Annotated in this window: 13 protein-coding genes and 1 pseudogene; 6 read left to right on the top strand and 8 right to left on the bottom strand. The window is 71.1% G+C overall.

The annotated features are described in order from the left end of the window. Nucleotides 1-45: 45 nt before the first annotated feature. From F3L20_RS19540 to F3L20_RS19525, 4 genes and pseudogenes are all read right to left on the bottom strand, one after another. A pseudogene (locus F3L20_RS19540) lies at nucleotides 46-866 on the bottom strand (carbohydrate ABC transporter permease). Nucleotides 867-966: 100 nt separating this feature from the next. Next, nucleotides 967-1,869 (bottom strand): carbohydrate ABC transporter permease, encoded by a 903-nt coding sequence (locus F3L20_RS19535; RefSeq protein WP_240810708.1) that lies wholly within the window; start codon nucleotides 1,867-1,869, stop codon nucleotides 967-969. Nucleotides 1,870-1,903: 34 nt separating this feature from the next. Next, nucleotides 1,904-3,217, bottom strand: a complete 1,314-nt coding sequence (locus tag F3L20_RS19530) for an ABC transporter substrate-binding protein (protein ID WP_150155458.1) — start codon at nucleotides 3,215-3,217, stop codon at nucleotides 1,904-1,906. 25 nt (nucleotides 3,218-3,242) lie between these two features. After that, entirely contained in the window at nucleotides 3,243-4,460 is a 1,218-nt protein-coding gene (locus tag F3L20_RS19525; RefSeq protein WP_150155457.1) for an ROK family transcriptional regulator, read from the bottom strand. 279 nt (nucleotides 4,461-4,739) lie between these two features. Between F3L20_RS19525 and F3L20_RS19520 the strand changes: the two genes are divergently transcribed. Beyond that, nucleotides 4,740-8,813 carry a discoidin domain-containing protein gene (locus tag F3L20_RS19520; RefSeq protein WP_150155456.1) on the top strand — a complete coding sequence of 1,358 codons (4,074 nt, stop codon included), beginning with the start codon at nucleotides 4,740-4,742 and terminating at the stop codon, nucleotides 8,811-8,813. Nucleotides 8,814-9,030: 217 nt separating this feature from the next. Continuing rightward, nucleotides 9,031-10,086 (top strand): PP2C family protein-serine/threonine phosphatase, encoded by a 1,056-nt coding sequence (locus F3L20_RS19515; protein ID WP_240810707.1) that lies wholly within the window; start codon nucleotides 9,031-9,033, stop codon nucleotides 10,084-10,086. A gap of 84 nt (nucleotides 10,087-10,170) precedes the next feature. Here F3L20_RS19515 and F3L20_RS19510 read toward each other — a convergent pair whose 3' ends face one another. Both F3L20_RS19510 and F3L20_RS19505 read right to left on the bottom strand, forming a co-directional pair. Next, on the bottom strand, nucleotides 10,171-12,483 hold the full coding sequence (locus tag F3L20_RS19510) for an FdhF/YdeP family oxidoreductase (protein ID WP_150155454.1): 2,313 nt from the start codon (nucleotides 12,481-12,483) through the stop codon (nucleotides 10,171-10,173). A gap of 36 nt (nucleotides 12,484-12,519) precedes the next feature. After that, nucleotides 12,520-13,140 carry an SRPBCC family protein gene (locus F3L20_RS19505; protein ID WP_150155453.1) on the bottom strand — a complete coding sequence of 207 codons (621 nt, stop codon included), beginning with the start codon at nucleotides 13,138-13,140 and terminating at the stop codon, nucleotides 12,520-12,522. Nucleotides 13,141-13,602: 462 nt separating this feature from the next. Here F3L20_RS19505 and F3L20_RS19500 point away from each other — a divergent pair, with 462 nt between their 5' ends. From F3L20_RS19500 to F3L20_RS19490, 3 genes are all read left to right on the top strand, one after another. Next, on the top strand, nucleotides 13,603-16,815 hold the full coding sequence (locus tag F3L20_RS19500; RefSeq protein ID WP_150155452.1) for an alpha-L-rhamnosidase: 3,213 nt from the start codon (nucleotides 13,603-13,605) through the stop codon (nucleotides 16,813-16,815). Nucleotides 16,816-17,364: 549 nt separating this feature from the next. Then, nucleotides 17,365-19,659 (top strand): M4 family metallopeptidase, encoded by a 2,295-nt coding sequence (locus tag F3L20_RS19495; protein ID WP_150155451.1) that lies wholly within the window; start codon nucleotides 17,365-17,367, stop codon nucleotides 19,657-19,659. Nucleotides 19,660-20,282: 623 nt separating this feature from the next. Further along, nucleotides 20,283-21,935 (top strand): TlrC/CarA/OleB/SrmB family ABC-F type ribosomal protection protein, encoded by a 1,653-nt coding sequence (locus F3L20_RS19490; protein ID WP_150155450.1) that lies wholly within the window; start codon nucleotides 20,283-20,285, stop codon nucleotides 21,933-21,935. A 100-nt stretch (nucleotides 21,936-22,035) separates the two neighbouring features. Here the strand turns inward: F3L20_RS19490 and F3L20_RS19485 are convergent, their stop codons facing one another. Further along, nucleotides 22,036-22,905 (bottom strand): alpha/beta fold hydrolase, encoded by an 870-nt coding sequence (locus tag F3L20_RS19485; RefSeq protein ID WP_150155449.1) that lies wholly within the window; start codon nucleotides 22,903-22,905, stop codon nucleotides 22,036-22,038. Nucleotides 22,906-22,986: 81 nt separating this feature from the next. Next, a complete protein-coding gene (locus tag F3L20_RS19480) occupies nucleotides 22,987-23,430 on the bottom strand; it encodes a spore germination protein GerW family protein (RefSeq protein WP_150155448.1) in 444 nt (147 codons plus the stop codon). A gap of 379 nt (nucleotides 23,431-23,809) precedes the next feature. Here F3L20_RS19480 and F3L20_RS19475 point away from each other — a divergent pair, with 379 nt between their 5' ends. Continuing rightward, nucleotides 23,810-24,565, top strand: coding sequence for a (5-formylfuran-3-yl)methyl phosphate synthase (locus tag F3L20_RS19475; protein ID WP_150155447.1), 756 nt, complete (start codon nucleotides 23,810-23,812; stop codon nucleotides 24,563-24,565). Nucleotides 24,566-24,572 lie beyond the last annotated feature (7 nt).

The following is a 24,572-nucleotide window of genomic DNA, read 5'->3' as shown; positions in this document are numbered from 1 at the left end:
CCGTGCCTCCTGTGGTCTCGGTGCGGCGAGGGGTGCGAGGGCGGCTCAGCCCTTGCTCGAGCCGATGGTGAGCCCGCTGATGAACTGGCGCTGGAGCGCGAAGTAGACCAGCAGCGTGGGGATCGCGGTCATCAGGGCGCCGGCCGCGATCAGGTTGGGGTTGGTGAAGTAGGCGCCCTGGAGGTTGGCGAGCGCGGAGGTGATGGGCCGCTTGTCGCCGGTGTCGACGAGGACGAGGGGCCAGAAGAAGTCGTTGTAGATCCAGATGGACTCCAGCGTGGCCAGTGCGGCGAACGCCGGACGGCACAGCGGAAGGACGATCTGGAAGAACTGCCGCCACACGGGGGCGCCGTCGACCTGAGCGGCCTCGGTGATCTCCTTGGGAATCGTCTTCATGTAGTTGCTGAGGACGAAGGTGCAGAACCCGCACTGGTACGCGATGTGGATCGCGATGATGCCCCAGACCGAGTCGTACAGCAGCAGGGAGTCGCTCATCCACCACGGCAGCGGGATCAGCAGGTACAGCCGGTACAGCGGGGTGATGAGCACCTGGGCCGGCAGCAGGTTGCCCGCGGTGAACAGCATCAGCAGGGCCAGGTTGAAGCGGAAGCCGAAACGGGAGACGAAGAACGCGACGGCCGCCGAGAACAGCAGCGTGCCGAGCACGGCGGGGACGGTGATGAGGACGGAGTTCCAGAAGAAGTGCGGCATGCCGGACTGGGTCCAGGCGTCCGTGAAGTTGTCCAGGCCGAAGCTGTGGGGCAGGGAGAAGTAGCCGTTGCTCGCGGTGTCCTCGTAGGACCGGAGCGAGGTGTACACGGCCACAGCAGCGGAACGAGCCACAGCAGGGCGATCCCGCCCAGCATCAGGTGCCGGCCGACGGCGCGGGCGGGCGCCCGGGGCCCTCCTGCGGTGGCCGGCGGGGTCCGGTCCGGGTGGGGGAGGAACGCTGTTCGACGGTGGTGGTCACCGGTCCTCCTTCCGGAAGGACTGCACGAGGAAGGTCCCGATCGCCGCGAGCGAGACGAGCAGGAGGATCACGGCGAGCGCGGAGCCGTAGCCGATGTGTCCGGCCTCGCCGACGATGTTGTCGGTGATCAGCAGGGAGAGCAGTTCCATGCCCGGTTTGCTGCCGGTGCCGCCGCCGAGGACGTAGACGATGTCGAAAGCGCGCAGGGACTCCATCACCGTGACGACGAGGATGATGATGTTGACCGGCTTGAGCGCAGGGAAGACGACCCTCAGGAAGGTCTGGCGTCCGTTGGCGCCGTCCAGGGCGGCGGCCTCCCGCAGAGCGGGGTCGACGCTTTTGAGCCCGGCCAGGTAGAGGATCATGACGTAGCCGGTGTGCCGCCATCCCGAGGCGACCAGGACGGCCCACAGGTTGAGGTCGGGGTCGCCGAGCCAGTCGATGTGGTGAGCGGCCCCGACAGTCCCGAGGACGCTGTTGAGCAGCCCCGTGTCGGGGTTGTAGACGATCTCCCAGATGAAGCCGACCACCGCGAGGGACAACACCATCGGAAGGAAGATCGCGGTCTGGTAGACCCGGGTGAAGCGGATCTTCTTGTCGAGCTGGTAGGCGAGGAAGACGCCGAAGGGGGTCGGGAGCAGCGCCGTGAACAGCAGCCAGATCACGTTGTGCCGCACGGCCGGCCAGAACGGCGGGTAGTTGGTGAAGATCTGCGTGTAGTTCTCGACGCCGGTCCAGTGGACGCCGGACAGGTCGATGCCGTCCCACGTGGTGAACGACAGGGCGATCGAGGCGAAGGCGGGGAACCAGACGAGGACGAGCAGGGCGAGCAGGGGCAGTCCGATGACGAGCGTCAGGAAGAGTCGGTCGCCGCGGCTGAGCCGCCCGGGAGAGGTCACGGAGGACACGGTGCGCAGGCCTTTCCGGTCCCGGTCAGGCGGTGAAGAAGCGTGAGCGCTGGGACTCGATCTTCTTGAGGACGGAGGAGCCGTCGTCGGGGTGGCCGAGCCACTCCACGAGCCCGGGCAGGACGACGGTGCCGATGAAGCCGGGGTCGCTGTCCCGGTCGGCGAACTGACTGATGTGCCTGGCGGAGTTGACGAGCTCGGCCGACTTGGTCTGCAGGGCGTTGTACGCGCTGGTGTCGGCCTGCTCGCCGGCGGCCAGGTTGCTCGGGTCGACGCCCATGTACAGCTCCTCGGCCCGGGCGCCGCCCAGGAACTCGAGGAACTTCTTCGCCGCGTCCTCGTTCTTCGGCTTCCGGCTCAGCATGAAGCCGTCGGTCGGTGCCTCCACGGCGTCCTGGCCGTGGGCGCGGTCGATCTCGGGGAAGGCGAAGAAATCGATGTCGGCGCGTATCGCCTCGTCGGTGATCTGCTGGCCGACGAACAGGCCGATGACCGCCATGCCGGACTTCTTGTCGATGAGCGACTGCGCGGCGTCCTGCCAGGGGCGGCCCGCGCCGCCGGACTGGTAGTACGGCGTCAGCTCGCGCCACAGGTCGAGGACGCGCAGCGCGCGCCTGTCGGTCCAGGAGACCTCGCCGCGCATCAGCTGCATGTGGAAGTCGTAGCCGTTGGCGCGCAGGTCGAGGTAGTCGAAGGCGCCGAGCACGGACCAGCTGTCGCCGCCGCCGTAGCCGGAGGTGACGGGGGAGAGCCCGTCCTTCTTCATCCGCTTGGCCAGCGCGATGAACTCGTCCCAGGTGCGCGGCACTTCGTAGCCGCGCTCCCGGAAGAGGCTCTTACGGTAGAAGACCGCCCAGGGGTAGTTGTAGAGCGGGACGAAGTAGTACTTGCCGTCGTGGCCCCGCGACAGCTGCTTGGCCGCGTCGCTGAAGCCGTCGCCGATGACGTCCCAGACGTCGTCGACCGGGCTCGCGAGGCCCTTCTTGGCGAAGTACTGCATGCGGTAGCCGGCGAACCACGTGAAGACGTCGTCCGGGGTGCCCTGGAGGTAGCTGGTGATGCTGTTCTGGAAGGTGTCGTGGTCGACCGTGTTGGTCTTCACCGTCAGGCCGGAGTCCTGGGTGAACGCCTTGGTGACGGCCTCGTAGGCCTTCTTCGGTGTGGCGTCGGCGCCGTTCGAGCCGAACGTGACCGTCTTGGGGTCGGCCCCCGGGCCGCCGCCGCAGGCGGAGAGGACGGGTACGGCCAGGGCGGCCGCGGACAGGCCGAACAGCCCGCCGACCACTTTGCGCCGGCCGGGTCCCTGCCCGGTCAGGGGGACGCTGCTGTGCTGCGTCATGGGTCGCTCCTCGTGCTCGTGCGTGCTAGGCACGCGCGGCAGCGCCGTGGGAGCGCTGCTGGTGGATGTCGGATCTGATGAAGCTCTGGATGGCGGTGGCCGCCGCTCCGCGCGCCCACTCCTCGAACGGCAGCGCACGGGTCCGCACGTCGCACCGCGCGGCCGAACCGAACGCGTACGCGGCGAAGGTGCCCCGGATCTGGTCGGCGAACAGGTCGTACGCCGCCAGCCCCTCCCCGGAGATGATCACCCGCTGGGGGCCGAACAGGTTGGCCACGGTGGCGATACCGCGGCCGATCGCCTCGCCTGCGGCGGCGTAGACCTCCCGTACTCCCGGAACTCCCCGGCGTGCGAGGTCCACGGCGTGGGCGGCGTCGGTGACCGCGATCCCGGTCGTCCCGGTGATGCGGTCGACGATGGCCCGATCGGCCGCGATCGCCTCCACGCACCCCCGGTTGCCGCACCGGCACACCGGACCGGCCGGATCGATGGCGATGTGCCCGATCTCGCCGGCCACCCCGTGCGCCCCGGCCACCACCTTCCCGTGCACGACGAGTCCGCAGCCGATGCCCGCGCCGACGGTGACCAGCGCGAAGTCGGACAGCCCGACGCCGGCGCCGAACCACTGCTCGGCGACGGTCAGGGCACGCACGTCGTTCTCCACGGTGACCGGCAAGCCGGAGACGGCGTGGGCGAGTTCACCGAGGGCCACGTCGCGCCACCCCAGGAACGGCGAGTAGCGGACGGTGCCTTCGGCACGGTCCACGTCACCGGAGACGGCGAGACCGAGACCGAGCACCGGCACACCGAGACCCTCGGCCTCGGTGCGCAACTCCCGTACGAGCTCGGCGATGCGGGCGAGCACCGACCGCGGGTCCGGGTCCGTCAGCGGCAGATGCCGGGCCACGCGGATCCGGCAGCACAGGTCGGCCAGGACACCGATGAGTTCGTCACCGGTCGCCTTGATCCCGACGAACAACGCCCGCCCCGCGTCCACCCGCACCGGGTTGGCCGGCCGCCCCAGGGCCCGGCGGGCGTCGACGGCGTCCTCCGCGAGATACCCGGCGGCGATCAGCGGGCGTACCGCCTTGGTGACCGCCGCGGCGGACAGACTGGTGCGTTCGGCCACCTCGGAGCGGGTCAGAGGACCGTGCGAGAGCACCGTGGTGAAGATCTCCGCGACGGCCGGAGTCTGTGCCGGGAAGGCCTCTGGAGGAGAGGTCGAAGGCGAAGTCGACTGCATGGCCGGGAACTTAGGGGCATTATTTTCCGCTGTCAATGAAAGAAGCAGGAGCTTGTGAAACCGAGGTGTGCCGCGTCCGACCCGCACGAAGCGAGCGCCGTGCGCGCTCCGTTGTCATCTGATCGCAGGTCACGTGTGCCGCGGGCGGCATCGTTGCCGTCCTGAGGGTTGACAGGCGGCACCCGGCGGACCCAGCCTTTGGCAACGTTGTCATCCGGTCCCGCCGCACGGTGCGGAACCGGTCATCGCGCCCTGCGCTCCTGAGGGGACGTCACACACATGACCGATCGATCGGGTCCGTCGCGCCTGCCGTCGCGACGGGCCGTAGTCACCACGGGACCCGCCCTGCTGGCCGGGTTCGGCCTCGGTGCCGTGCTGCCCGCGTCACCCGCCGCTGCCGCCCCCGCCGACGCGCGGGCCGCCGGTGAGCTGGCCCGCTACCGCCCCGTCACGGCGTCCTCCACCGCCTACGCCGCCACACCCGGTTCGTTCGTCGTCGACCGCCTCACGTCCCCGGGCGTCAAGGGCAGCGGGTGGCGCGCCGAGGGCGGCGATCCGCAGTGGATCGCCGTCGACCTCCAGGCGGCCGGCGAGGTCACGCGGATCCGTCTCACCTTCGAGGCCGACGCCTCCGACCCGGTGTACACGCCGCCCGTCGAAGGCAATGTGCACAGCGGCACCACCGGCGACGAGATCCAGTCGAGCTACTCCCTGGTCTTCGTGGTGGAGACCTCTCTCGACAACAAGTCCTGGACGGCGGTGTACAGCACCACTCAGGGCACCGGCGGCGTGGTGGACATCCAGCTCACGCGCCCCGCCCGCGCCCGCTGGGTGCGCCTGACGTCCCGGAAACGTTCCAGCCCCCTGCCCCTGGGGCTCAACGGCTTCGAGGTGTACGGCACCGCCGAGGGCCGTCGCCCCGCGGTGACCGGCTGGACCGACTGGGGGACCCGCCCGGGCAGGCCGCCCAAGCTGACCGTCACCGACGACGGGACCGTCCCCCTGGAGTCCGGCTGGCGGCTCACCCTGGACGACTGGGCCGGGGCGGACGGCGCCCGCCTGTCGACGACCTCCGTGGACACGGCCGGCTGGCTGCCCGCCACCGTCCCCGGCACCGTGCTCGGCTCCCTCGTGGAGCAGGGCAAGCTGCCCGACCCCGTGGCGGGCCTGAACAACCTGCACATTCCCGAGGCCCTGTCGCGCCACTCCTGGTGGTACAAGCGGGACTTCGCGCTGCCACGGGCTCTGCGCACGGGAGCCGGCCGGCACGTCTGGCTGGAGTTCGACGGCATCAACCACAAGGCCGACGTCTGGCTCAACGGCAACCAGGTCGGCGCTCTGACCCACCCGTTCGCCCGCGCCGCCCTCGATGTCACCGGGCACCTCGCCGAGCACGGCGACAACGCGCTCGCCGTGCGGATCTCACCCATGCCGGTCCCCGGCAGCCCCGGTGACAAGGGCCCCGAGGGTGAGGCATGGGTCGACGCCGGCGCACAGCAGATGAACCTCAGCTCCCCGACGTATCTCGCCTCCTCCGGCTGGGACTGGATGCCCGCGGTGCGTGACCGCGCGGCCGGCATCTGGAACCACGTCCGGCTCCGGTCGACCGGGCACGCCGTCATCGGTGACCCGCGCGTGGACACCACTCTGCCGAACCTGCCGGACCTGTCGGTCGCGGAGGTGACCGTGGTCGTCCCGGTCCGTAACGCGGGCACCGCCGACCTCCGGACCACGGTCACCGCGGCCTTCGACGGGGTGCGCGTCTCCAGGAGCGTCACCGTGAAGGCCGGCCGGAGTGCCGACGTCGTCTTCACCCCCGACGCGTTCGCGCAGTTGAAGCTGCGTGACCCCAAGCTGTGGTGGCCCAACGGGCTGGGCGAACCGCACCTGCACGACCTGACCCTGACGGCGTCCGTCGACGGCCGGGAGAGCGACCGTCGCACCACGAAGTTCGGCATCCGCCAGTTCGGCTACGAGTACGACGTACCGCTGCCGTTCACCGCGTCCGGCGACGCCTGCACGCAGACCGTGACGTTCGAACGGCAGCGGGCCCGCTACGTCCGCGTCAGATGCCTGACCCGGGCCACCTCCTGGGGCAGCTCCCTGTGGTCCCTCTCCGTCGGCGACAGCGCCAGGCCCGGCATCGACCTCGCCCTGCACGCGGCCGTCGAGGCCTCCAGCACCGACCAGGACGACCACGGCCCCGCCAACGCCACCGACGGCGACGACACCACCCGCTGGTCCTCGAAGTTCGAGGACGACCAGTGGATACGCGTCGACCTGGGCTCCGTCCAGTCCTTCGACCGGGTCGACCTCACCTGGGAGCAGGCGTACGCCAAGACCTTCGTGGTCCAGGTGTCGGCGGACGACTCGGACTGGACCGACGTGACGTCCGTCGACAACGGGGCAGTACCACTGCCCTTCACAGGCGGCAACGCCAGTCTCCAGATCAAGGACTTCGAGCGGACGACCGCACGCCACGTCCGCCTGCAGTGCGGTCTGCGCAACACCAGCTGGGGTAACTCCCTGTGGAGCCTGAGTGTCGTCGACACCGACGACCCCGGTACCGATCTCGCACTGCGCCGGACGGCCACCGCCTCCACCGAGGAGCACGACAACCCCGCCTCCCACGCCACCGACGGTGATCCGAACACCCGCTGGTCGTCCGCGTACGAGGACCACCAGTGGATCCAGGTCGACCTCGGATCCCCGCGCGCCTTCGACCGCGTCGCCGTCCTCTGGGAGACCGCCTACCCGAAGACCTACGTCGTCCAGGTGTCCGACGACGGCGACGACTGGACCGACGTCACGTCCGTGTCCAACACCCCCGACCCGCTGAAGATCAGCGTCAACGGCGTGCGGGTGCTGGCCCGCGGCGGCAACTGGGGCTGGGACGAACTGCTGCGCCGCATGCCGGCGGAGCGCATGGACGCGGCCGTGCGCATGCACCGCGACATGAACTTCACCATGATCCGCAACTGGGTCGGCAGCAGCGACCGCGAGGAGTTCTTCGCCGCCTGCGACCGCCACGGCATCCTGGTGTGGAACGACTTCCCCAACGCCTGGGGCATGGACCCGCCGGACCGTGACACGTTCGTCTCGCTCGCCCGCGACACCGTGCTGCGCTACCGGATCCACCCCTGCGTGGCCGTCTGGTGCGGCGCCAACGAAGGCAACCCTCCCGCCGTCATCGACAAGGGCATGCGGGAGGCGGTCCAGGACCAGGCACCCGGCCTGCTCTACCAGAACAACTCGGCCGGAGGAATCGTCACCGGCGGCGGCCCCTACGGCTGGGTGGAGCCGGAGAAGTACTTCGACCCGATGACGTACGGCAGCAAGGACTTCGGTTTCCACACCGAGATCGGCATGCCCGTCGTCTCCACCGCCGCGAGCATCCGCAGCATGACCGGCGACGAACCGGAGTGGCCGATCGGCGGCGCCTGGTACCACCACGACTGGAGCGAGCGCGGGAACCAGGCACCGCAGAACTACAAGGCGGCCGTCGAAGCACGCCTCGGGGAGGCCGGGGACCTCGACGACTTCACCCGCAAGGCCCAGTTCGTCAACTACGAGAACACGCGTGCCATGTTCGAGGCGTGGAACGCCAACCTGTGGGACAACGCCTCCGGACTGATGCTGTGGATGTCCCACCCCGCCTGGCACAGCACCGTCTGGCAGACCTACGACTACGACTTCGACGTCAACGGCACCTACTACGGGGCCCGCACGGCGTGCGAACCCCTGCACGTCCAGGCCGACCCGGTGAAGTGGCAGGTCGTCGCCGTGAACCACACCTCGGCCGACCTGCGCGGCGCCACCGTCACCGCCGAGCTGTTCGACCTGGCCGGCCGGCAGCTCGGCGCGACCCGACGGACCCGGCTCGACATCGCCCGGGCGGCCACCGCCCAGGCCTTCACCGCGGCATGGACGAAGGGTCTCCCCGACCTGCATCTCCTCCGGCTCACGCTGACGGACGCCAGGGGCACGGAGGTGTCGCGGAACACGTACTGGCGCTACCGCGACCCCGCGTCCCTGCGCGACCTGAACAGGACCAGGCAGGTCAAGCTGACCGGCGGGATCACCAAGGTCTCGCGTTCGGGGGAACGCCACGCGCTGACGGCGACTGTCCACAACGCGGGAGCGGCGGTGGCCGCCATGGTCAGGCTGTCCCTGCTCGAGGAGGCAGGGGGCCGCCGGGTGCTGCCGACGCTGTACAGCGACAACTACCTGTGGCTGCTGCCCGGTGAGTCCCGCACCGTCCGTCTGTCCTGGCCGGCGGAGGCGTGCGCGTCGAGGACCCCGGTGCTGACCGCGCAGGCCTACAACAGCCCGGTGGCGACGCTTCGCGGCTGAGCCGCCGGCCCGTGCCGGTCCCGGCGGCCCCGCGCCGGGACCGGCACCTGCTGACAGGGCCGAAACGACTCCGGCCGCCCCGCGGCCACGCACAGGCGGTCCGCGCGGCCCGCAGCCCGTCGATGTGATGTCCATCTTGTCCGGATAAGATCCGTTTGTGATCCGCTCAGGAAGGCCCCGGCGCCGTCATCGTCCTCAGGCTGGCCAGCGGGACGCCGTGCTGCTGTCGCCAGTGATCGTCACGCTCGTCATCACCGCCCTCGCGGCCTCCACGCCGAGGGAGATCGCCTTCAGCCGTCTGCTGACCGCGGCACCCGCCCTCGCCGCCGCTCTGTGGCCCGTGCTCCCGACCGTCCTGCTGGGGGTGTTCTGCCTGCTGGTCATGATCAGCCTCAGCTTTTTCTACCCCGACCTGGGAACGCCGTACACGGCCGCCGCGATCGGTGCGGTCACCGCGGCGGCCGCGTACGCGAGCCATCTGCGGCTTCAGCGGGAGGAGACGCTGTTCCAGGTCCGGCTCGTCGCGGACGCGGCCCAGCAGGTGCTGCTGCGGCCGTTGCCGCACCGGGTCCACAGCATCGAGATCGAGTCGATCTACCTGGCGGCCCAGGAGCAGGCACGGATCGGCGGCGACTTCTACGAGGCCGCGGACACGCCGTACGGCATCCGTCTGCTCATCGGCGACGTGCGGGGCAAGGGCCTGTCCGCCGTCGGAGCGGCCTCCGCGGTGATCAACTGCTTCCGTGAGAACGCCTACGACCAGCCGGACCTCAGGGCACTGGTCCGCCGGCTCCAGACCACCATCTCCCGCTACAGCGCCAGTGTCCCCGCCGACGACCAGGCGGAGCACTTCGCGACGGCTCTGCTCGCCGAGATTCCCTACGACGCCGGTCACGTCAACATCCTGAACTGCGGGCATCCGCCGCCGGTCTTCCTGCGTGGGGGAGGGGAGGTCCAGGTTCTGGAGCCCACGCTGACCTCTACGCCCCTCAACCTCGCGGCTCTCCTCGGGCACCACTACCACGTGGACACCGTCCCCTTCCTTCCGGGCGACCAGATGCTGCTCTGCACCGACGGGGTGACGGAGACCCGCGACGGCGCCGGAAGGTTCTTCCCGTTGGCGGACTGGGCTCGTCTGCACCGCCGGACGCCGCCCCGCCAACTGCTGGACGGGCTGCACAAGGACCTGCTCCACTACGCGCGCGGACCTCTCGACGACGACGTCGCGGCCCTCGCCGTGCGTCGGCGGTACACCCCGCTTCCGGAACGGTGACAGCGTCCTCGTCGGGCCCGGGCGCACCGCCGGGCGGCTCGCGCACGTGCGTCGGCGCGACCCGCCCGGCGAACGGGAGGCCCGTCAGGCGGATGCGGGGCGGGACCCGCCGGAGACCGGTTCGAGACGGACGACGATGCCCTTCGACGTCGGCTGGTTGCTGATGTCGGCGACGCTGTCCAGCGGGACCAGGACGTTCGTCTCCGGGTAGTAGGCCGCGGCCGAGCCCTTCGCGGCCGGATAGGGCACCACCTGGAAGTTCTCCGCCCGGCGCTCGGTGCCGTCCCCCCAGATGCTCACCAGGTCGACGCGGTCGCCCTGGGACAGCCCGAGTTCGTTCAGGTCGGCCGGGTTGACCAGCACCACGTGACGGCTGCCGTGAATCCCGCGGTAGCGGTCGTTGTTCGTGTACGGAACGGTGTTCCACTGGTCGTGCGAGCGCAGCGTCTGCAGCAGCAGGTGACCCTCGGGCGCCCGGGGGACCACGCGCTCGTTGCAGGTGAACAGGGCCTTGCCGACCGCGTTGTTGAAGACCCCCTCGTTGACCGGGTTGGGCAGCTGGAAACCCCCGGGACGGGCCACCCGTGCGTTGAACTCGTGGAAGCCCGGCACGACGCGGGAGATACGGTCACGGATGGTGTTGTAGTCGCCCTCGAAGTTTTCCCAGGGGATGTCCGGCTTGCCGTCCAGGGTGAGGCGGGCGAGCCGGCACAGGATCGCGACCTCGCTGAGCAGCAGCGGGGACGCCGGTTCGAGCCGCCCCTGCGAGGTGTGCACCTCGCTCATGGAGTTCTCGACGGTGACGAACTGTTCGCCGTCGGCCTGGACGTCCCGCTCGGTGCGCCCGAGGGTCGGAAGGATCAGCGCCGTCTCGCCGCACACGGTGTGCGAGCGGTTGAGCTTGGTGGAGATGTGGGCGGTCAGCCGGCACGAACGCATCGCGTCCTCGGTGACCTCGCTGTCCGGGGCGGCGCGGACGAAGTTCCCGGCGAGCGCGAGGAAGACCTTGACCCGGCCCTCACGCATCGCCTTGATCGATTTCACCGAGTCCAGCCCGTGCGCGCGCGGCGGGTCGAAGCCGAACTCCTCCCGCAGGGCGTCGAGGAAGGAGTCCGGCATCTGCTCCCAGATGCCCATCGTCCGGTCGCCCTGCACGTTGCTGTGGCCGCGCACCGGGCACGCGCCGGTGCCGGCGCGCCCCAGGTTCCCGCGCAGCATCAGGAAGTTGACGATCTCCCGGATGGTGGGCACGCCGTGCTTGTGCTGGGTGATGCCCATCGCCCAGCACACGACGACCCGTTCGCTCCGCAGCACCTCGTCGCGGACGGCCTCGATCTCCTCGCGGGTCAGTCCGGTCGCCGCGCGCACGTCGTCCCAGTCGACGGTGCGGGCGTGCCGTGCGAACTCCTCGAAGCCGGTGGTGTGGGCGTCGATGAAGGCGTGGTCCAGCACGGTGCCCGGGCGGGCGTCCTCGGCCTCCAGGAGCAGACGGTTGAGGGCCTGGAACAGGGCGAGGTCGCCGCCGGGCTTGATGTGCAGGAAACGGTCGGCGATCTGGGTGCCGCGGCCGACGACGCCGCTCGGCTTCTGCGGGTTCTTGAAGCGCCGCAGTCCGGCTTCCGGCAGCGGGTTCACTGCCACGATCCGGCCACCGCGCCGCTTGGCCTCCTCCAGCGCGGACAGCTGGCGCGGATGGTTCGTGCCCGGGTTCTGCCCGACCAGGAAGATCAGATCGGCGTGGTGGAGGTCGTCGAGGCTGACGGTGCCCTTGCCGGTGCCGAGGGTCTCGCTCAGGGCGAAGCCGCTCGACTCGTGGCACATGTTGCTGCAGTCCGGCAGGTTGTTGGTGCCGAAGGCACGGGCGAAGAGCTGCAGGATGAACGCGGCCTCGTTGCTGGCGCGGCCGGAGGTGTAGAAGACGGCCTCGTCGGGGGAGGCCAGCGCCTTGAGTTCCTGCGCGAGGACGCCCAGGGCCTCGTTCCAGTCGACGGGCTCGTAGTGGTCGGAGCCGGGCCGTTTGATCATCGGCTCGGTGAGTCGCCCCTGCTGGTTGAGCCACAGGTCGGAGCGGGCGGCGAGGTCGGAGACGCTGTGCTCACGGAAGAAGTCGGGGGTGATCCGGCGGGTGGTCGCCTCGTCGTTGATGTGCTTGGCGCCGTTCTCGCAGTACTCGTTGCGATGACGCCGGCCCGGGGCCGGGTCCGCCCACGCGCAGCCGGGACAGTCGACGCCCCCCACCTGGTTCATCGTCAGCAGGTCCACCCCGGTCCTGCGCGGGGACGTCTGCTCCAGCGAGTACTCCAGGGCGTGCACGACCGCGGGGACACCGGCCGCCCACTTCTTCGGCGGTGTCACGGAGAGGGTGGTCTCCGGCTCCTCGCCGGGCGCGTTCTGCATGGGTTCGCCTTTCTCTTGCCGTGTCCGGTACGCGGGTCAGCCGACGGGCCATTGGGCGACGCGGCTCCTGGGCGGTTCCGGGCGGTCGTGCTGCACACGGCCGTTGCGGATCGTGCCGCGCCAGGCCCCGCCCTCCTGCCCCAGTCCCTCGATGAACCGCTTGAAGCGGACCAGCTCGCCGCGCACCAGCCGGGCGGCCATGTCGGTGACCCGGGACGAGCGGGTGAGGATCCCCGCGGCTCCCCGCGGTTCCAGGAGCATCCGGACGGTGATCGTGGTGCCCCCTGAGCCGTTCGGCCTGAACTCGACCTCGCCCTCGTGCGAGGGGTGCTGTTCGAGTCCGCGCCAGGCCAGGTAGGCGTCAGGGTCCTGCTCCACGATCTCGACCGCGAAACGGTGGCGCAGCGGCCCGCGGCCGAGGGTCCAGGCCGTCACGGTCGGCCTGACCTGCTCGACGCTGCGCACCACGCCCGAGAAGCGCGGGAAGATCTTGAACTGCGTCCACTGGTTGTACGCCGTCCGGACCGGCACCGCGACGTCGACGGTCTCCTCGACGTGCCGCCTGCGCAGGGGCCGGCGGCGCGTGACGCCGTCTCCGTCCGTACGCATCTCCGGCGTGTTCGGTACGGCCCGCTGGGTGTCGTCTTCGTGCGCCATCGTGGAATCTCCTCCGGTGAGGGTGCCGGGCGGGCGGGTACTCGGCGTCACCCCCTGTGTCGTGACTCCTGTTCCGGTTCCCGCATCGCGCGTTTCGAGTCACCCGGAACCGACCGTGTCCCGCGCGGCCTCCGGCACGCCCTGACGACGTGCCTCACCGGGCGCCCGGCTCATGGCCGAAATCGGTCGGGTGGGACGGCGGGCTGTCGGCGACAGCCGTTCTCCGATTGAAACCGTTCAATCACTGCCAGAGCCCTCACGGTGACGGAGTCACCGCCTGCACCCCTTGGGCTCGCGCCTGAAGGAATCACCCGTGACGCCCGTGGGCTCGCGAGTGCGTGCGGCCTCACCCTTCACGCTTTTTTACGCGCGCTTCTCATTGACCCTTCGCGGCCCGCGCCTCTACGGTGGCCACGCTCACCGCATGTGAAACGATTCAATCCTACCGTGCGAGGTGGCGTAGTGATCAGTCGCAGAAACGTCCTGGCGAGCACGGCGGCCGCGGTGGCCGCCGCGGCAGCCGGAGCCGTGCCGGCCCAGGGCGCGCCCGCGCCCCCCACCACCGCCCGAGCGGGCGGCAGATCCGCACCCGTGAAGATCACCGCCCCCACGGTCGAGTACGCCCGGCATCCGCTGGGACTCGACGAACCCCGCCCGCGGTTCAGCTGGCCCATGGCCTCGGACGAGCCGGGGCTCCGGCAGAGCGCCTACCAGCTGCGGGTGGCCACCAGCGCCGCCGCCCTGGCCCACCCGGACATCTGGGACAGCGGCCGGGTGGCGTCGGACGAGTCGGCCCTCGTCCCGTACGCGGGGCCCGAACTACGGCCGAGGACACGGTACTTCTGGACCGTGCGGGTCTGGGACGGCCGGGGCGGGGTCTCCGGGTGGAGCGAACCGGACTGGTGGGAGACCGGCCTGCTCGGTGCCGATCAGTGGTCCGCGCGGTGGATCTCCGCCCCCGCGGAGCTGACCGACGCACCCTCCTTCCAGGGCTGCCACTGGATCTGGTTCCCCGAGGGCGACCCGGCGAGCAGCGCCCCGGCCGAGACCCGCTGGTTCCGCCGCACCGCGGACCTCCCCGAGGCCGTCACCTCGGCCACACTGGTGATCACCGCGGACAACGCCTACTCGGCGTCCGTCAACGGCCGCGAGGTGGCCCGCACCGACCTGGCCACGGACAACCAGGACTGGCGCAAGCCCGCCGTCGTGGACGTCATCGACCAGGTGAGGTCCGGCGGCAACGTGATCGCGGTCGAGGCGGTCAACGGCACCGAAGGACCCGCCGGTCTGCTCGCCGTCCTCGTCGTACGCACGGCATCCGGCGAGCAGCGCATCGTGACGGACGCCGCGTGGAAGGCCACCGACCAGGAGCCTGCCGGGGACTGGCGCGGCGCGGGTTTCGACGACACGGCATGGGCGGCCGCCCGCGAGGCGGCACCGTGGGGAGGCGGCCCGTGGGGGAGGGTCACGCCCGTCACGCACGCCGTCACCCGGCTGCGCCGTGAGTTCTCCCTTCGGCGCGGGAAGGTGCGGCGGGCGCGGCTGTACGTCACCGCGCTCGGGCTCTACGAGGCGCACCTCAACGGGGTCCGGGTCGGCCGCGACCAACTCGCCCCCGGCTGGACGGACTACCGCACCCGCGTGCAGTACCAGACGCACGACGTCACGGAGTTGGTCCGTAGCGGCGGCAACGCCCTCGGGGTCCATCTCGCGCCGGGCTGGTACGCGGGCAACGTCGGCATGTTCGGCCCGCACCAGTACGGCGAACACCCCGCACTGCTGGCCCAGTTGGAGGTCGACTACGCCGACGGGACCACGCAGCGCGTCACCTCCGACACGGACTGGTCCGCGTCGACGGGGCCGATCGTGGCGGCCGACCTGCTGGACGGCGAGACGTACGACGCCCGCAAGGAGACTCCCGGCTGGACCTCACCGGGCTTCGACGACGGGACATGGCCGCGCGCCGGTGCGGCGGACGGCGAACTTCCCGCGCGTGTCGTGGCCCAGGTCGACGCCCCCGTACGGGTCACCGAGGAGCTGACGCCGGCAGGTGTCACCGAGCCCCGGCCCGGCGCGTTCGTCTTCGACCTGGGCCGCAACATGGTCGGTTCCGTACGGCTACGGGTCAAGGGCGAGGCGGGCACCGTGGTGCGCCTGCGGCACGCCGAGGTCCTCAACGCGGACGGCACCGTCTACACGGCGAACCTCCGCGCCGCGAAAGCGACCGACACATACGTCCTCAAGGGCGGCGGCACCGAGACGTACGAACCCCGCTTCACCTTCCACGGCTTCCGCTACGTCGAGGTCACCGGCTTCCCCGGCACCCCGACCGCTCGAGCGGTCACCGGACGCGTCATGCACACCGACGCGCCGGCCACGCTCACCTTCGAGACCGACTCGCCGATGCTCGACCGACTGCACAGCAACATCACCTGGGGGCAGCGGGGGAACTTCCTCTCCGTCCCGACCGACACCCCGGCCCGGGACGAACGTCTCGGCTGGACCGGCGACATCAACGTGTTCGCACCCACCGCCGCCTACACCATGGAGTCGGCGCGCTTCCTGACGAAGTGGCTGACGGACCTGCGCGACGCGCAGACGGCGGAAGGCTCCTTCACGCACGTGGCACCCGACGTCGGGCGCCTCGGCGACGGAGCCGCGGGCTGGGGCGACGCCGGCGTCACCGTCCCGTGGGCCCTCTACCAGGCGTACGGGGACCTGCGCGTCGTCGAGGACGCGTGGCCGTCCGTGGTGGCCTGGCTGGGCTACCTGGAGAAGCACAGCGACGGCCTGCTGCGGCCGGCGGACGGCTTCGGCGACTGGCTGAACGTCGAGGACGAGACACCGAAGGACGTCATCGCCACCGCCTACTTCGCGCACGTCGCGGACCTCGCGGCGAGGATGGCACGCGAGCTGGACCGGGACCCGGCGCCCTACGACGACCTGTTCGGGCGGGTGCGGGAAGCGTTCCAGCGGGCGTACGTCGACGCCGCGGGCAGGGTGAAGGGTGACACGCAGACCGCGTACGTCCTCGCCCTGTCCATGCGGCTGGTGCCGGACGCGCTGCGGGGCGCGGCGGCCGACCGCCTCGTGGCCCTCATCGAGGCACGCGACTGGCACCTGTCGACCGGGTTCCTCGGCACGCCCCGACTGCTGCCCGTTCTCACCGACACCGGACACACCGACATCGCCTACCGGCTGCTCACCCGGCGTACCTTCCCGAGCTGGGGCTACCAGATCGACCAGGGCGCGACCACGATGTGGGAGCGCTGGGACTCCCTCCGGCCCGACGGGACCTTCCAGGACCCGGGCATGAACTCCTTCAACCACTACGCCTACGGCTCGGTGGGGGAGTGGATGTACACCCACATCGCCGGTATCTCCCCGGGCCGGCCGGGCTACCGCGAGATCCTCGTCCGCCCACGTCCCGGCGGCGGCATCGACGAAGCCCGGGCGACGCTGAGGTCGGTGCGCGGCCCGATCTCCACGTGGTGGCGGCGCCGGCGCGGCCGCTTCGAGCTGACGTGCTCCGTGCCCGCGAACACCACGGCGCAGGTGTGGGTCCCGGCGTCGGCCACGGACCGGGTCACGCACACGGGCGCGACACCACTGCGCCACGAGGACGGCTGCCAGGTGTTCCGGGTCGGCTCGGGCACCCACCGGTTCACCGTCTGACCGCCGTCCGGCTGCGCGGGCGGACCGGACGCCCGCGCAGTCAGATGGACCCTCGGTCCCGTTCTGCTGCGATCCACCGGGTGCGGACACCTCAGGCTCTTTCTCGAATTCCGCATGTGCACCGAGGCGATGGCGCACCGCGATCAGCCGGTCGGCCACCGCCTCGGGGCCACACCGGAGCAGCGCACCGGAGGGCGAGGACGTCACCGACCGCAACGGATACGGGCGTGCCCGGCAGGCCTCGCCCCAGCGGCGGCGCGCGGGGTGAGGAGCTTCGTCACAACGCCCGAAATCGATCAAAAACAATCAGGGTCGACCAGGTAAAGATCTGCTCATGATCCAACAGGGCCCTTCGCGACGGCTGTTTCGCCTGTAACGATCACTCCGCTGCAACCCGCACCCGGAGGCATCACGGCCTCCGGCACCGGCATTGGCGGCCGTCACCACTCGAAGACAGCCGAACAGAAGGACCCGCAATTGAATTCCTCCAGCAACAGGGCGGTAGCCCCACAGGGTTCACACCGCCGCAGACGCCGCCTGGCCGCGACCGTGGTGATCACCGCCGCGGCCCTGGCGGTCTCCGCGCTGCCCGCCTCGGCCGGTGCCGCGTCCCCTGACGGCACCTCGGGGAACCCCCGGTCGGTGGGAGCGCTCCCTCAGATTGACGCGACGGCCAGGGCGGGAGCCAGGGCCGTCCCCCTGTCGCCCGCCCGACGCCGGCAGTTGCTCGACCGGGCGGCCGACGCGGCGCCGGACACGGCCCGTTCACTGGGTCTCGGCAGTCACGAGACACTGATCCCGAAGAACGTCGTCGAAGACGCCGACGGGACGGTGCATACCCGCTACGACCGCACGTACGCCGGACTGCCTGTGCTCGGTGGCGACCTGGTGGTTCATCAGCAGGGCGGGTCCCGGACCGTCACCTACGCCGCCCAGGGCGAGTTGACCCTGGGGACGACCACGGCCGAGGTGCCCGCGGCCACGGCGAGGAAGTCGGCCCTGAGCAAGGCGTCGGCGGAGGGCACCCGCAAGGCGGACGCACACGACGCCCCCCGCCGGGTCGTGTGGATGATGGGCGGCCGTCCGACGCTGGCCTGGGAGACGGTGGTCACCGGCGTGCAGCAGGACGGCTCCCCCAGCGAGCGCCACGTCGTGACGGACGCCGCGAGCGGTACCGTCCTGGCGAGCGCCGAACACGTGAAGTCCGCCCAGGGCAACAGCCTCCACGGCGGGCGCGTCACGATCGGCTCCACCCCTCAGGCCGACGGCACCTATGCCCTGATCGACCCCGAGCGCGGTGGCCACCGGACGCTCGACTCGAGCGTCGACTCACGCGGGGTCCTGTTCACCGACGACGACGACGTGTGGGGCGACGGAACACCGTCGGACCCCCAGACCGCGGCGGTCGACGCGGCGTACGGCGCGCGGATGACGTGGGACTTCTTCAAGGACCGCTTCGGCCGCAACGGCATAGCCGACGACGGCCGCGGCAGCACCTCCCGGGTGCACTACGAGCAGTCACGAGGGGTGCCTCTCGCCAACGCCAACTGGCAGGACGGCTGTTTCTGCATGAGCTACGGCGACGGAGCGGACGGGCAGCACCCGGTGACGTCCCTGGACATCGCCGCCCACGAGATGACGCACGGAGTCACCTCCGCCACGGCGGGGCTGGGCGACTTCGGTGAATCGCCGGGCCTCAACGAAGCGATCAGCGACATGATGGCTGCCGCCGTCGAGTTCTACGCCGACAACCCCCATGACGTGCCCGACTACATGGTGGCCGAGCTGGACGACCTGCACGGCGACGGCAAGCCCATCCGCTACATGGACCGTCCCTCGAAGGCCGGTGTCAGCGCCGTCGGTTACGCGCCCCTGGACTACTGGACGCCGGAAGCCAGGTGGAAAGAAGCGCACATGGTGGCCGGGATAGGTGACCACTTCTTCTACCTGCTCGCCGAGGGCAGCGGGCAGAAGACCATCAACGGTGTGGACTACGAGAGCCCGACCTACGACAAGCTGCCCGTCGCGGGCATCGGACGGAGCGACGCCGCCGAGGTGGTGTACCGCGCCCTCACGGTCTACATGACCAGTACCACCGACTACGCGGGCGCCCGCACCGCGACGCTCCAGGCCGCGGCCGACCTGTACGGCTCGCAGAGCGATGCCTACGAGGCCGTCGCCAACGCCTGGGCGGGTGTCAACGTCGGCAACCGGTTCGTCAACCACATCGCCGCGGACCCGCTGCCGACCGAGCCGGTGGCCACCGGCCAGCCGGTCAGCCGCCGGATCAGGGCGTCCAGCACGCGTCCCGGCCCGCTCACCTACTCCGCGCGAAAGCTGCCTCTGGGGCTGTCGGTCGACCGCGCCACCGGCCTGATCACCGGTACGCCCCGCAAGGCCGGTGACTATCCCTCGTCCGTCGTCGTCACGGACGCGGCCGGGGACACCCGGACGTTCTCCTTCACCTGGACCGCTCTCGAGTCCGGAGGCCACTTCTTCGTCAACCCCACCAGGTACGTGATCCCCCAGTGGGGGGTGGCCGAGTCCCCGCTGGTCTACAAGGGGAAGCCGGGCAAGGCGCCGAGCGACCTCAAGGTCACGGTCGACCTCGACCACGGGTTCAGCAACGCCATGCTGATCGACCTGATCGCCCCCGACGGCACCGTCGTCCCGGTCAAGCCCTGGGGACCCTGGGTGCTCACGCCCGAACTGCACGAGACGTACACGGTCGACGCCTCCGCCGTCACGAAGACCGGTACCTGGACGCTTCGGGTCACCGACGCCACCCCGGGGCTGTACGACCTGGACCCGGGTCATCTCCAGCGCTGGAGCCTGACCTTCTGAGTCACCGGACAGTCATCCGTCGTACACACCCGAGATCGCGGAGTGCTCCGCCGAAGCCTGTCCGCTCCGGCTGAGGCCGTCGGCGGCAGGCCGCGGGTCGCGGGTCGGGTGGGTTGCAAGGACCGTGTGTGACGGCGGCCGGCAGCGCCCGTGGGCACTGCCGGCCGGGTTGAGGACCGGAAGCTGGTCACAGGGCAGAACCCGGCATCCGCCGAGGTCCTCGCCGAGCGGCTGTTGAAGATCCTCGGCTGAGCCTTCGGCTGAGCCCTCGGGGGAGCACGGGCGGCGCGGTGGTCGCTCGCCTCGCGACATCGTTGAGGCGATCGTGCGCTGCCGCGGCGCCCGCCGCTGTCTCGAGGAGGTCGTACTGACAGGCCGGCCGAAGTCGCCGCCGGTTCCCGCGCCTCCCTGCGGAGCCGCGCGCCCCACTTCGCGAATGAGCCGAGACGTATCGTCTTGTCAGATCACACGGCATGCCGTAGTGTCCTGCTCATGGGTTCCCTGTGAGTTCACCGGTGCCGACCGCGTAGAGCCCTGCTCCGCGGTCGCCGCGCCTCGCCGCGCAGCTGTCCACCCCGATCCGGCCCGGGCCGAAACCCGTTGCGCCAGGAGGGATCCGCACCTTGCACACCCCACAACTCACGCTTCGCCACGTCACCAAGGGCTACCCCGGCCGCACCGTTCTGGACGACGTCTCCTTCACCCTGAAGCCAGGCGAGAAGGCCGGGCTGATCGGCGACAACGGCGCCGGCAAGTCCACGCTGCTCAGGATCGTCGCAGGCCAGGAGCGCCCGGACAGCGGAGAGGTGACCGTGACCGCCGCCGACGGTGTCGGTCACCTGCCCCAGACCCTCCCCCTGCCCCCGACCGCCACCGTCCAGGACGCCGTCGACCTGGCCCTCGCGGACCTGCGCGCCCTGGAGGCCGAGCTGCACAAGGCCGGGCAGGAACTCCAGGACGTCGAGGACCCGGCGGCACTCGCCGCCTACGACGTGCTCCTCGGCCGTTACGAGGCCCGGGAGGGCTACGACGCCGACCACCGGGTGGACATCGCCCTGCACCACCTCGGCCTGCCGGCACTCCGCCGTGAGCGCCGGCTCGGCACCCTCTCCGGCGGTGAGCGCTCCCGCCTCGCCCTGGCCGGGGTCCTGGCCGGCCGCCCGGAGCTGCTGCTCCTGGACGAGCCGACCAACGACCTGGACGACCGGGCGCTCGAGTGGCTGGAGGCCCAACTGCTGTCGCACCGGGGCACGGTGCTCGCCGTCACCCACGACCGCGTGTTCCTGGAACGCCTGACCACCACGGTCCTGGAGGCCGAGGCGGGGAAGGTCACCCGCTACGGCGACGGCTACACCGGCTACCGGACGGCGAAGGCGGCCGAGCGTCGCCGACGGCTGCAGGAGTACGAGGAATGGCGCTCCGAGCTGGCCCGCAACGAGCGGCTGGCCACCGGTCACGCCGCCCGCCTCGGCGTCATCCCGCGCAAGGCGCCGTTGGCCAACTTCGGCCACGGCGGCTTCCGGGCCCGCGGCCGGGCCCATGGCGCGATGGCCCGCATCCGCAACGCCCGTGAGCGGGTTGAGCGGCTGACCACCCACCCCGTGACCCCACCGCCCGACCCGCTGGCCTTCACACCACGTATGGCACTGCCGGGGGACGGACCGGGAGAGGACGCGGGAAGCGCGCCGGCGGAAGCGCCCGCCGTCCAGCTGTCGGACGTATGCGTGGGTGACCGCCTGCGCCTGGGGTCCCTCACCCTCGGCCGCAGCGGCAGGCTTCTCGTCACCGGCCCCAACGGCGCGGGCAAGACCACCCTGCTGAAGGTGCTCGCCGGTGAGCTGCGACCGGACGAGGGCTCGGTGCGGGTACCCGGCAGGGTGGGCCACCTGCGCCAGGACGAGACCCCCTGGTCGCCGGACCTGACGGTGACCGAGGCGTTCGGGCTGGGACGTGCGGGCACCGCCGACGAACACGCCGACGCCCTGCTCGCCCTCGGCCTCTTCCGTCCCACCGAACTACGGCTGCGCATGGGCGAGTTGTCGTACGGCCAGCGCCGCCGCGTGGAGCTGGCGCGCCTGGTCGCGGAACCCGCCGCTCTCCTGCTGCTCGACGAGCCGACCAATCACCTGTCACCGGCGCTGGTCGAGCAACTGGAGGAGGCACTGACCGGATACCCGGGGGCGATCGTGCTGGTCACCCACGACCGCTCACTCCGGGCACGGTTCCAGGGCGAGCATCTGCGACTGCCGCAGCCAGCGGGGGTCCTGGTGGGGTGACAGCCGATGCCGGGAGGCGCATCACCGCGCCGCCCCCGCACCCGAACTCCCGCGCCGCGATCAAGTGGTCGACGTGCGCCCGCAGGCCGGGGCCACCTGCCTACGAGGCGCCGTCGAGGACCTCCCGCAGCCGGTGCGCGAACTCGTCCGGCTTCCCCGGGTAACCGAACTCCCCGTCGCAGAAGCCACCGTGATGGCTCGGGAACACGGCCGCCTTCTGCCCGAGCAGTCCGGCCATCGCGGCGGAGGTGCGTGCCGTCAGCAGGTTCGCCGACTCCTCACCCACCGCGATCACCACGCGGGTCGGCGCGGCGGTGATCGCGTCGGCGTCCGGCCGGTAGCCGCTGACCGCCCATGACCGGTCGGACAGCAGCGGATCGTCACGGGAGCCGTCGTCCTCGGTGGGCATGCCGAACGCCGCGGGATCGGCCTCGGGCTGCGTGAAGTACGCGCCCGTGAACTCACCCTGCCACGAGGTCATGGCCACGAACGCGGCCATCCCGGCCCCCCACCCCCGCTTCTCGTAAGCGTCCCGGACCGCCGCCCGCGCCCGCACGGCTGCGGGGCCGTCCGGGGTGAGGGTGATGAGCGGCGGCTCGTGCGCGACCAGCGTGGTCACGTCCGAGGGATACCTCTCCACCAGCGCGAGCGCGGTGATCGCCCCGCCGCTGCTGGCGAACACGTCGACCGGCCCGGCCCCGAGTGCCTCGATGACGGCGTGCAGGTCCTCGGCCTGTGTCTCCGGTGTGTGGTCGACCCGCCCGTCCTTGCGGACGCTGCGGCCGAGGCCGCGCGGGTCGTAGGTGACCACGGTCCGCTCGGGGAAGCGCGCTGCGAGCGCGGCGAAGCCCGAGGCGTCCATGGGCTGCCCGACCATCAGCAAGGGCGGCCGTCCGTCACCGGCCGGCAGCGGCCCCCGCACGTCGTAGACGAGGTCGGCGCCGGCCGTCGCAAGTGTGTGAGTCTTCATGCCGGTGCAGACCGAGCCCGCCGCGAAAACTCATCGGTGCGGCATGCGCCGATCCGCCTCACCCGGCGGCGCGGCGCCGGTTCACCCACGCCCTCGTCCGGGCCGTCGCCGCCGCCGCAGCGCGCGGATCACCTTCGGCAGGGCGTTCGCAAGGACGACGGCCGACAGCGGCAGGGCGACGTCGCGCCAGGGAGCGCGGATGGGCTGGTAGCGCGCGGCGCCGTCGCGGATCTCGATGTAGCCGAGGGGCTTGGCGCCCACGGCTCCGCCCCCTCCGCCGCCGTCGGCGGTCTTGGTGGTGCCGACCTCCTGTCCCACGCCACCACCGAAGCCGAAACCGACCGCCGCGACCGGGACGACGGTCACGCCGCCGACGGTGACGGGCTGACCGTAGACGGCGGTCACGGCGGCACGGCCCCCGAGCCGGTCGGCCAGGCGCTCCAGCAGCCTCCCGGAGACAAATGCGGCCGACAGGTCGGACTCCGGCGCGGAACCGGGTGCGTTGTCGCGCTCTCCGTCGGTCATGACGTGACTCCGGGTGTGGGGACGGTTCGGCGGTACCGAGCGTGCGGACGGCGAGGGTGACGAGCGATGACACCCTGCCGCCCTCGGGGGTGACAGGACGCTTCTGACGACACTGCACGCGCCCCCTCGGCGGGGCACCACGGACGGTCCGGACGAGTGAGGACCGGGTCGAAGAGGCGGGCGCGCGTCGAAACGGACCGCGGCGCGGGGCCCGTTCGCTCCGGTGTGCACGGCGCGTTGCGCCCGGCCCTGATCACTCAACGGGCACTCTGTGCGCCCTTTCGGCTGCGAAGGGTGACGTAAATGATGAGTGCGCCAGACAAGGACCAGGCGATCCGCGGTCCCCGTCCACGGACGGTCCCGCGGCGAAGGAGGCCAGGTGTTGCTTCTCATCTCCCCGGACGGTGTCGAGGAAGCGCTCGACTGCGCCAAGGCGGCGGAGCACCTCGACATCGTCGACGTCAAGAAGCCCGACGAGGGCTCCCTCGGCGCGAACTTCCCCTGGGTCATCAGGGAGATCCGCGAAGCGGTCCCGGCGGACAAGCCGGTGTCCGCGACCGTGGGAGATGTCCCGTACAAGCCCGGCACCGTGGCCCAGGCCGCACTCGGCGCGGTCGTCTCCGGAGCCGGCTACATCAAGGTCGGACTCTACGGATGCACGACCCCTGACCAGGGCATCGAGGTCATGCGCGCCGTCGTCCGGGCGGTGAAGGAGCACAACCCGGACGCGCTCGTCGTCGCCTCGGGCTATGCCGACGCCCACCGCATCGGCTGCGTCAATCCCCTCGCGGTGCCCGACATCGCGGCCCGCTCCGGCGCCGACGCGGCCATGCTGGACACCGCCGTGAAGGACGGGACGCGGCTGTTCGACCACGTTCCGCCGGACGTGTGCGCCGAGTTCGTCCGGCTGACCCACGCGTCCGGCCGGCTCGCCGCCCTCGCCGGCAGTGTCCGCCAGGACGACCTCGCCGAACTGACCCGCATCGGCACGGACATCGTGGGCGTACGGGGAGCCGTCTGCGAGGGCGGTGACCGCAACGCCGGCAGGATCCAGCCGCACCTGGTGGCCGCCTTCCGGGCGGAGATGGACCGGCACCACCGGGAGCACACCGTCAGCGTCCCCGCCGCGCGCTGACCGCTGT

Source organism: Streptomyces tendae, from assembly GCF_008632955.1.
Lineage (GTDB): Bacteria > Actinomycetota > Actinomycetes > Streptomycetales > Streptomycetaceae > Streptomyces.
Note: the sequence above shows the minus strand (reverse complement) of the source record. Positions and strands in the feature narration are given on the sequence as shown.

Excerpts from the sequence above, each read along its gene's own strand:
- F3L20_RS19530 (WP_150155458.1), bottom strand. The coding sequence starts at position 3,217 with ATGACGCAGCACAGCAGCGTCCCCCTGACCGGGCAGGGACCCGGCCGG.
- F3L20_RS19525 (WP_150155457.1), bottom strand. The coding sequence starts at position 4,460 with ATGCAGTCGACTTCGCCTTCGACCTCTCCTCCAGAGGCCTTCCCGGCA.
- F3L20_RS19520 (WP_150155456.1), top strand. The coding sequence starts at position 4,740 with ATGACCGATCGATCGGGTCCGTCGCGCCTGCCGTCGCGACGGGCCGTA.
- F3L20_RS19510 (WP_150155454.1), bottom strand. The coding sequence starts at position 12,483 with ATGCAGAACGCGCCCGGCGAGGAGCCGGAGACCACCCTCTCCGTGACA.
- F3L20_RS19505 (WP_150155453.1), bottom strand. The coding sequence starts at position 13,140 with ATGGCGCACGAAGACGACACCCAGCGGGCCGTACCGAACACGCCGGAG.
- F3L20_RS19485 (WP_150155449.1), bottom strand. The coding sequence starts at position 22,905 with ATGAAGACTCACACACTTGCGACGGCCGGCGCCGACCTCGTCTACGAC.
- F3L20_RS19480 (WP_150155448.1), bottom strand. The coding sequence starts at position 23,430 with ATGACCGACGGAGAGCGCGACAACGCACCCGGTTCCGCGCCGGAGTCC.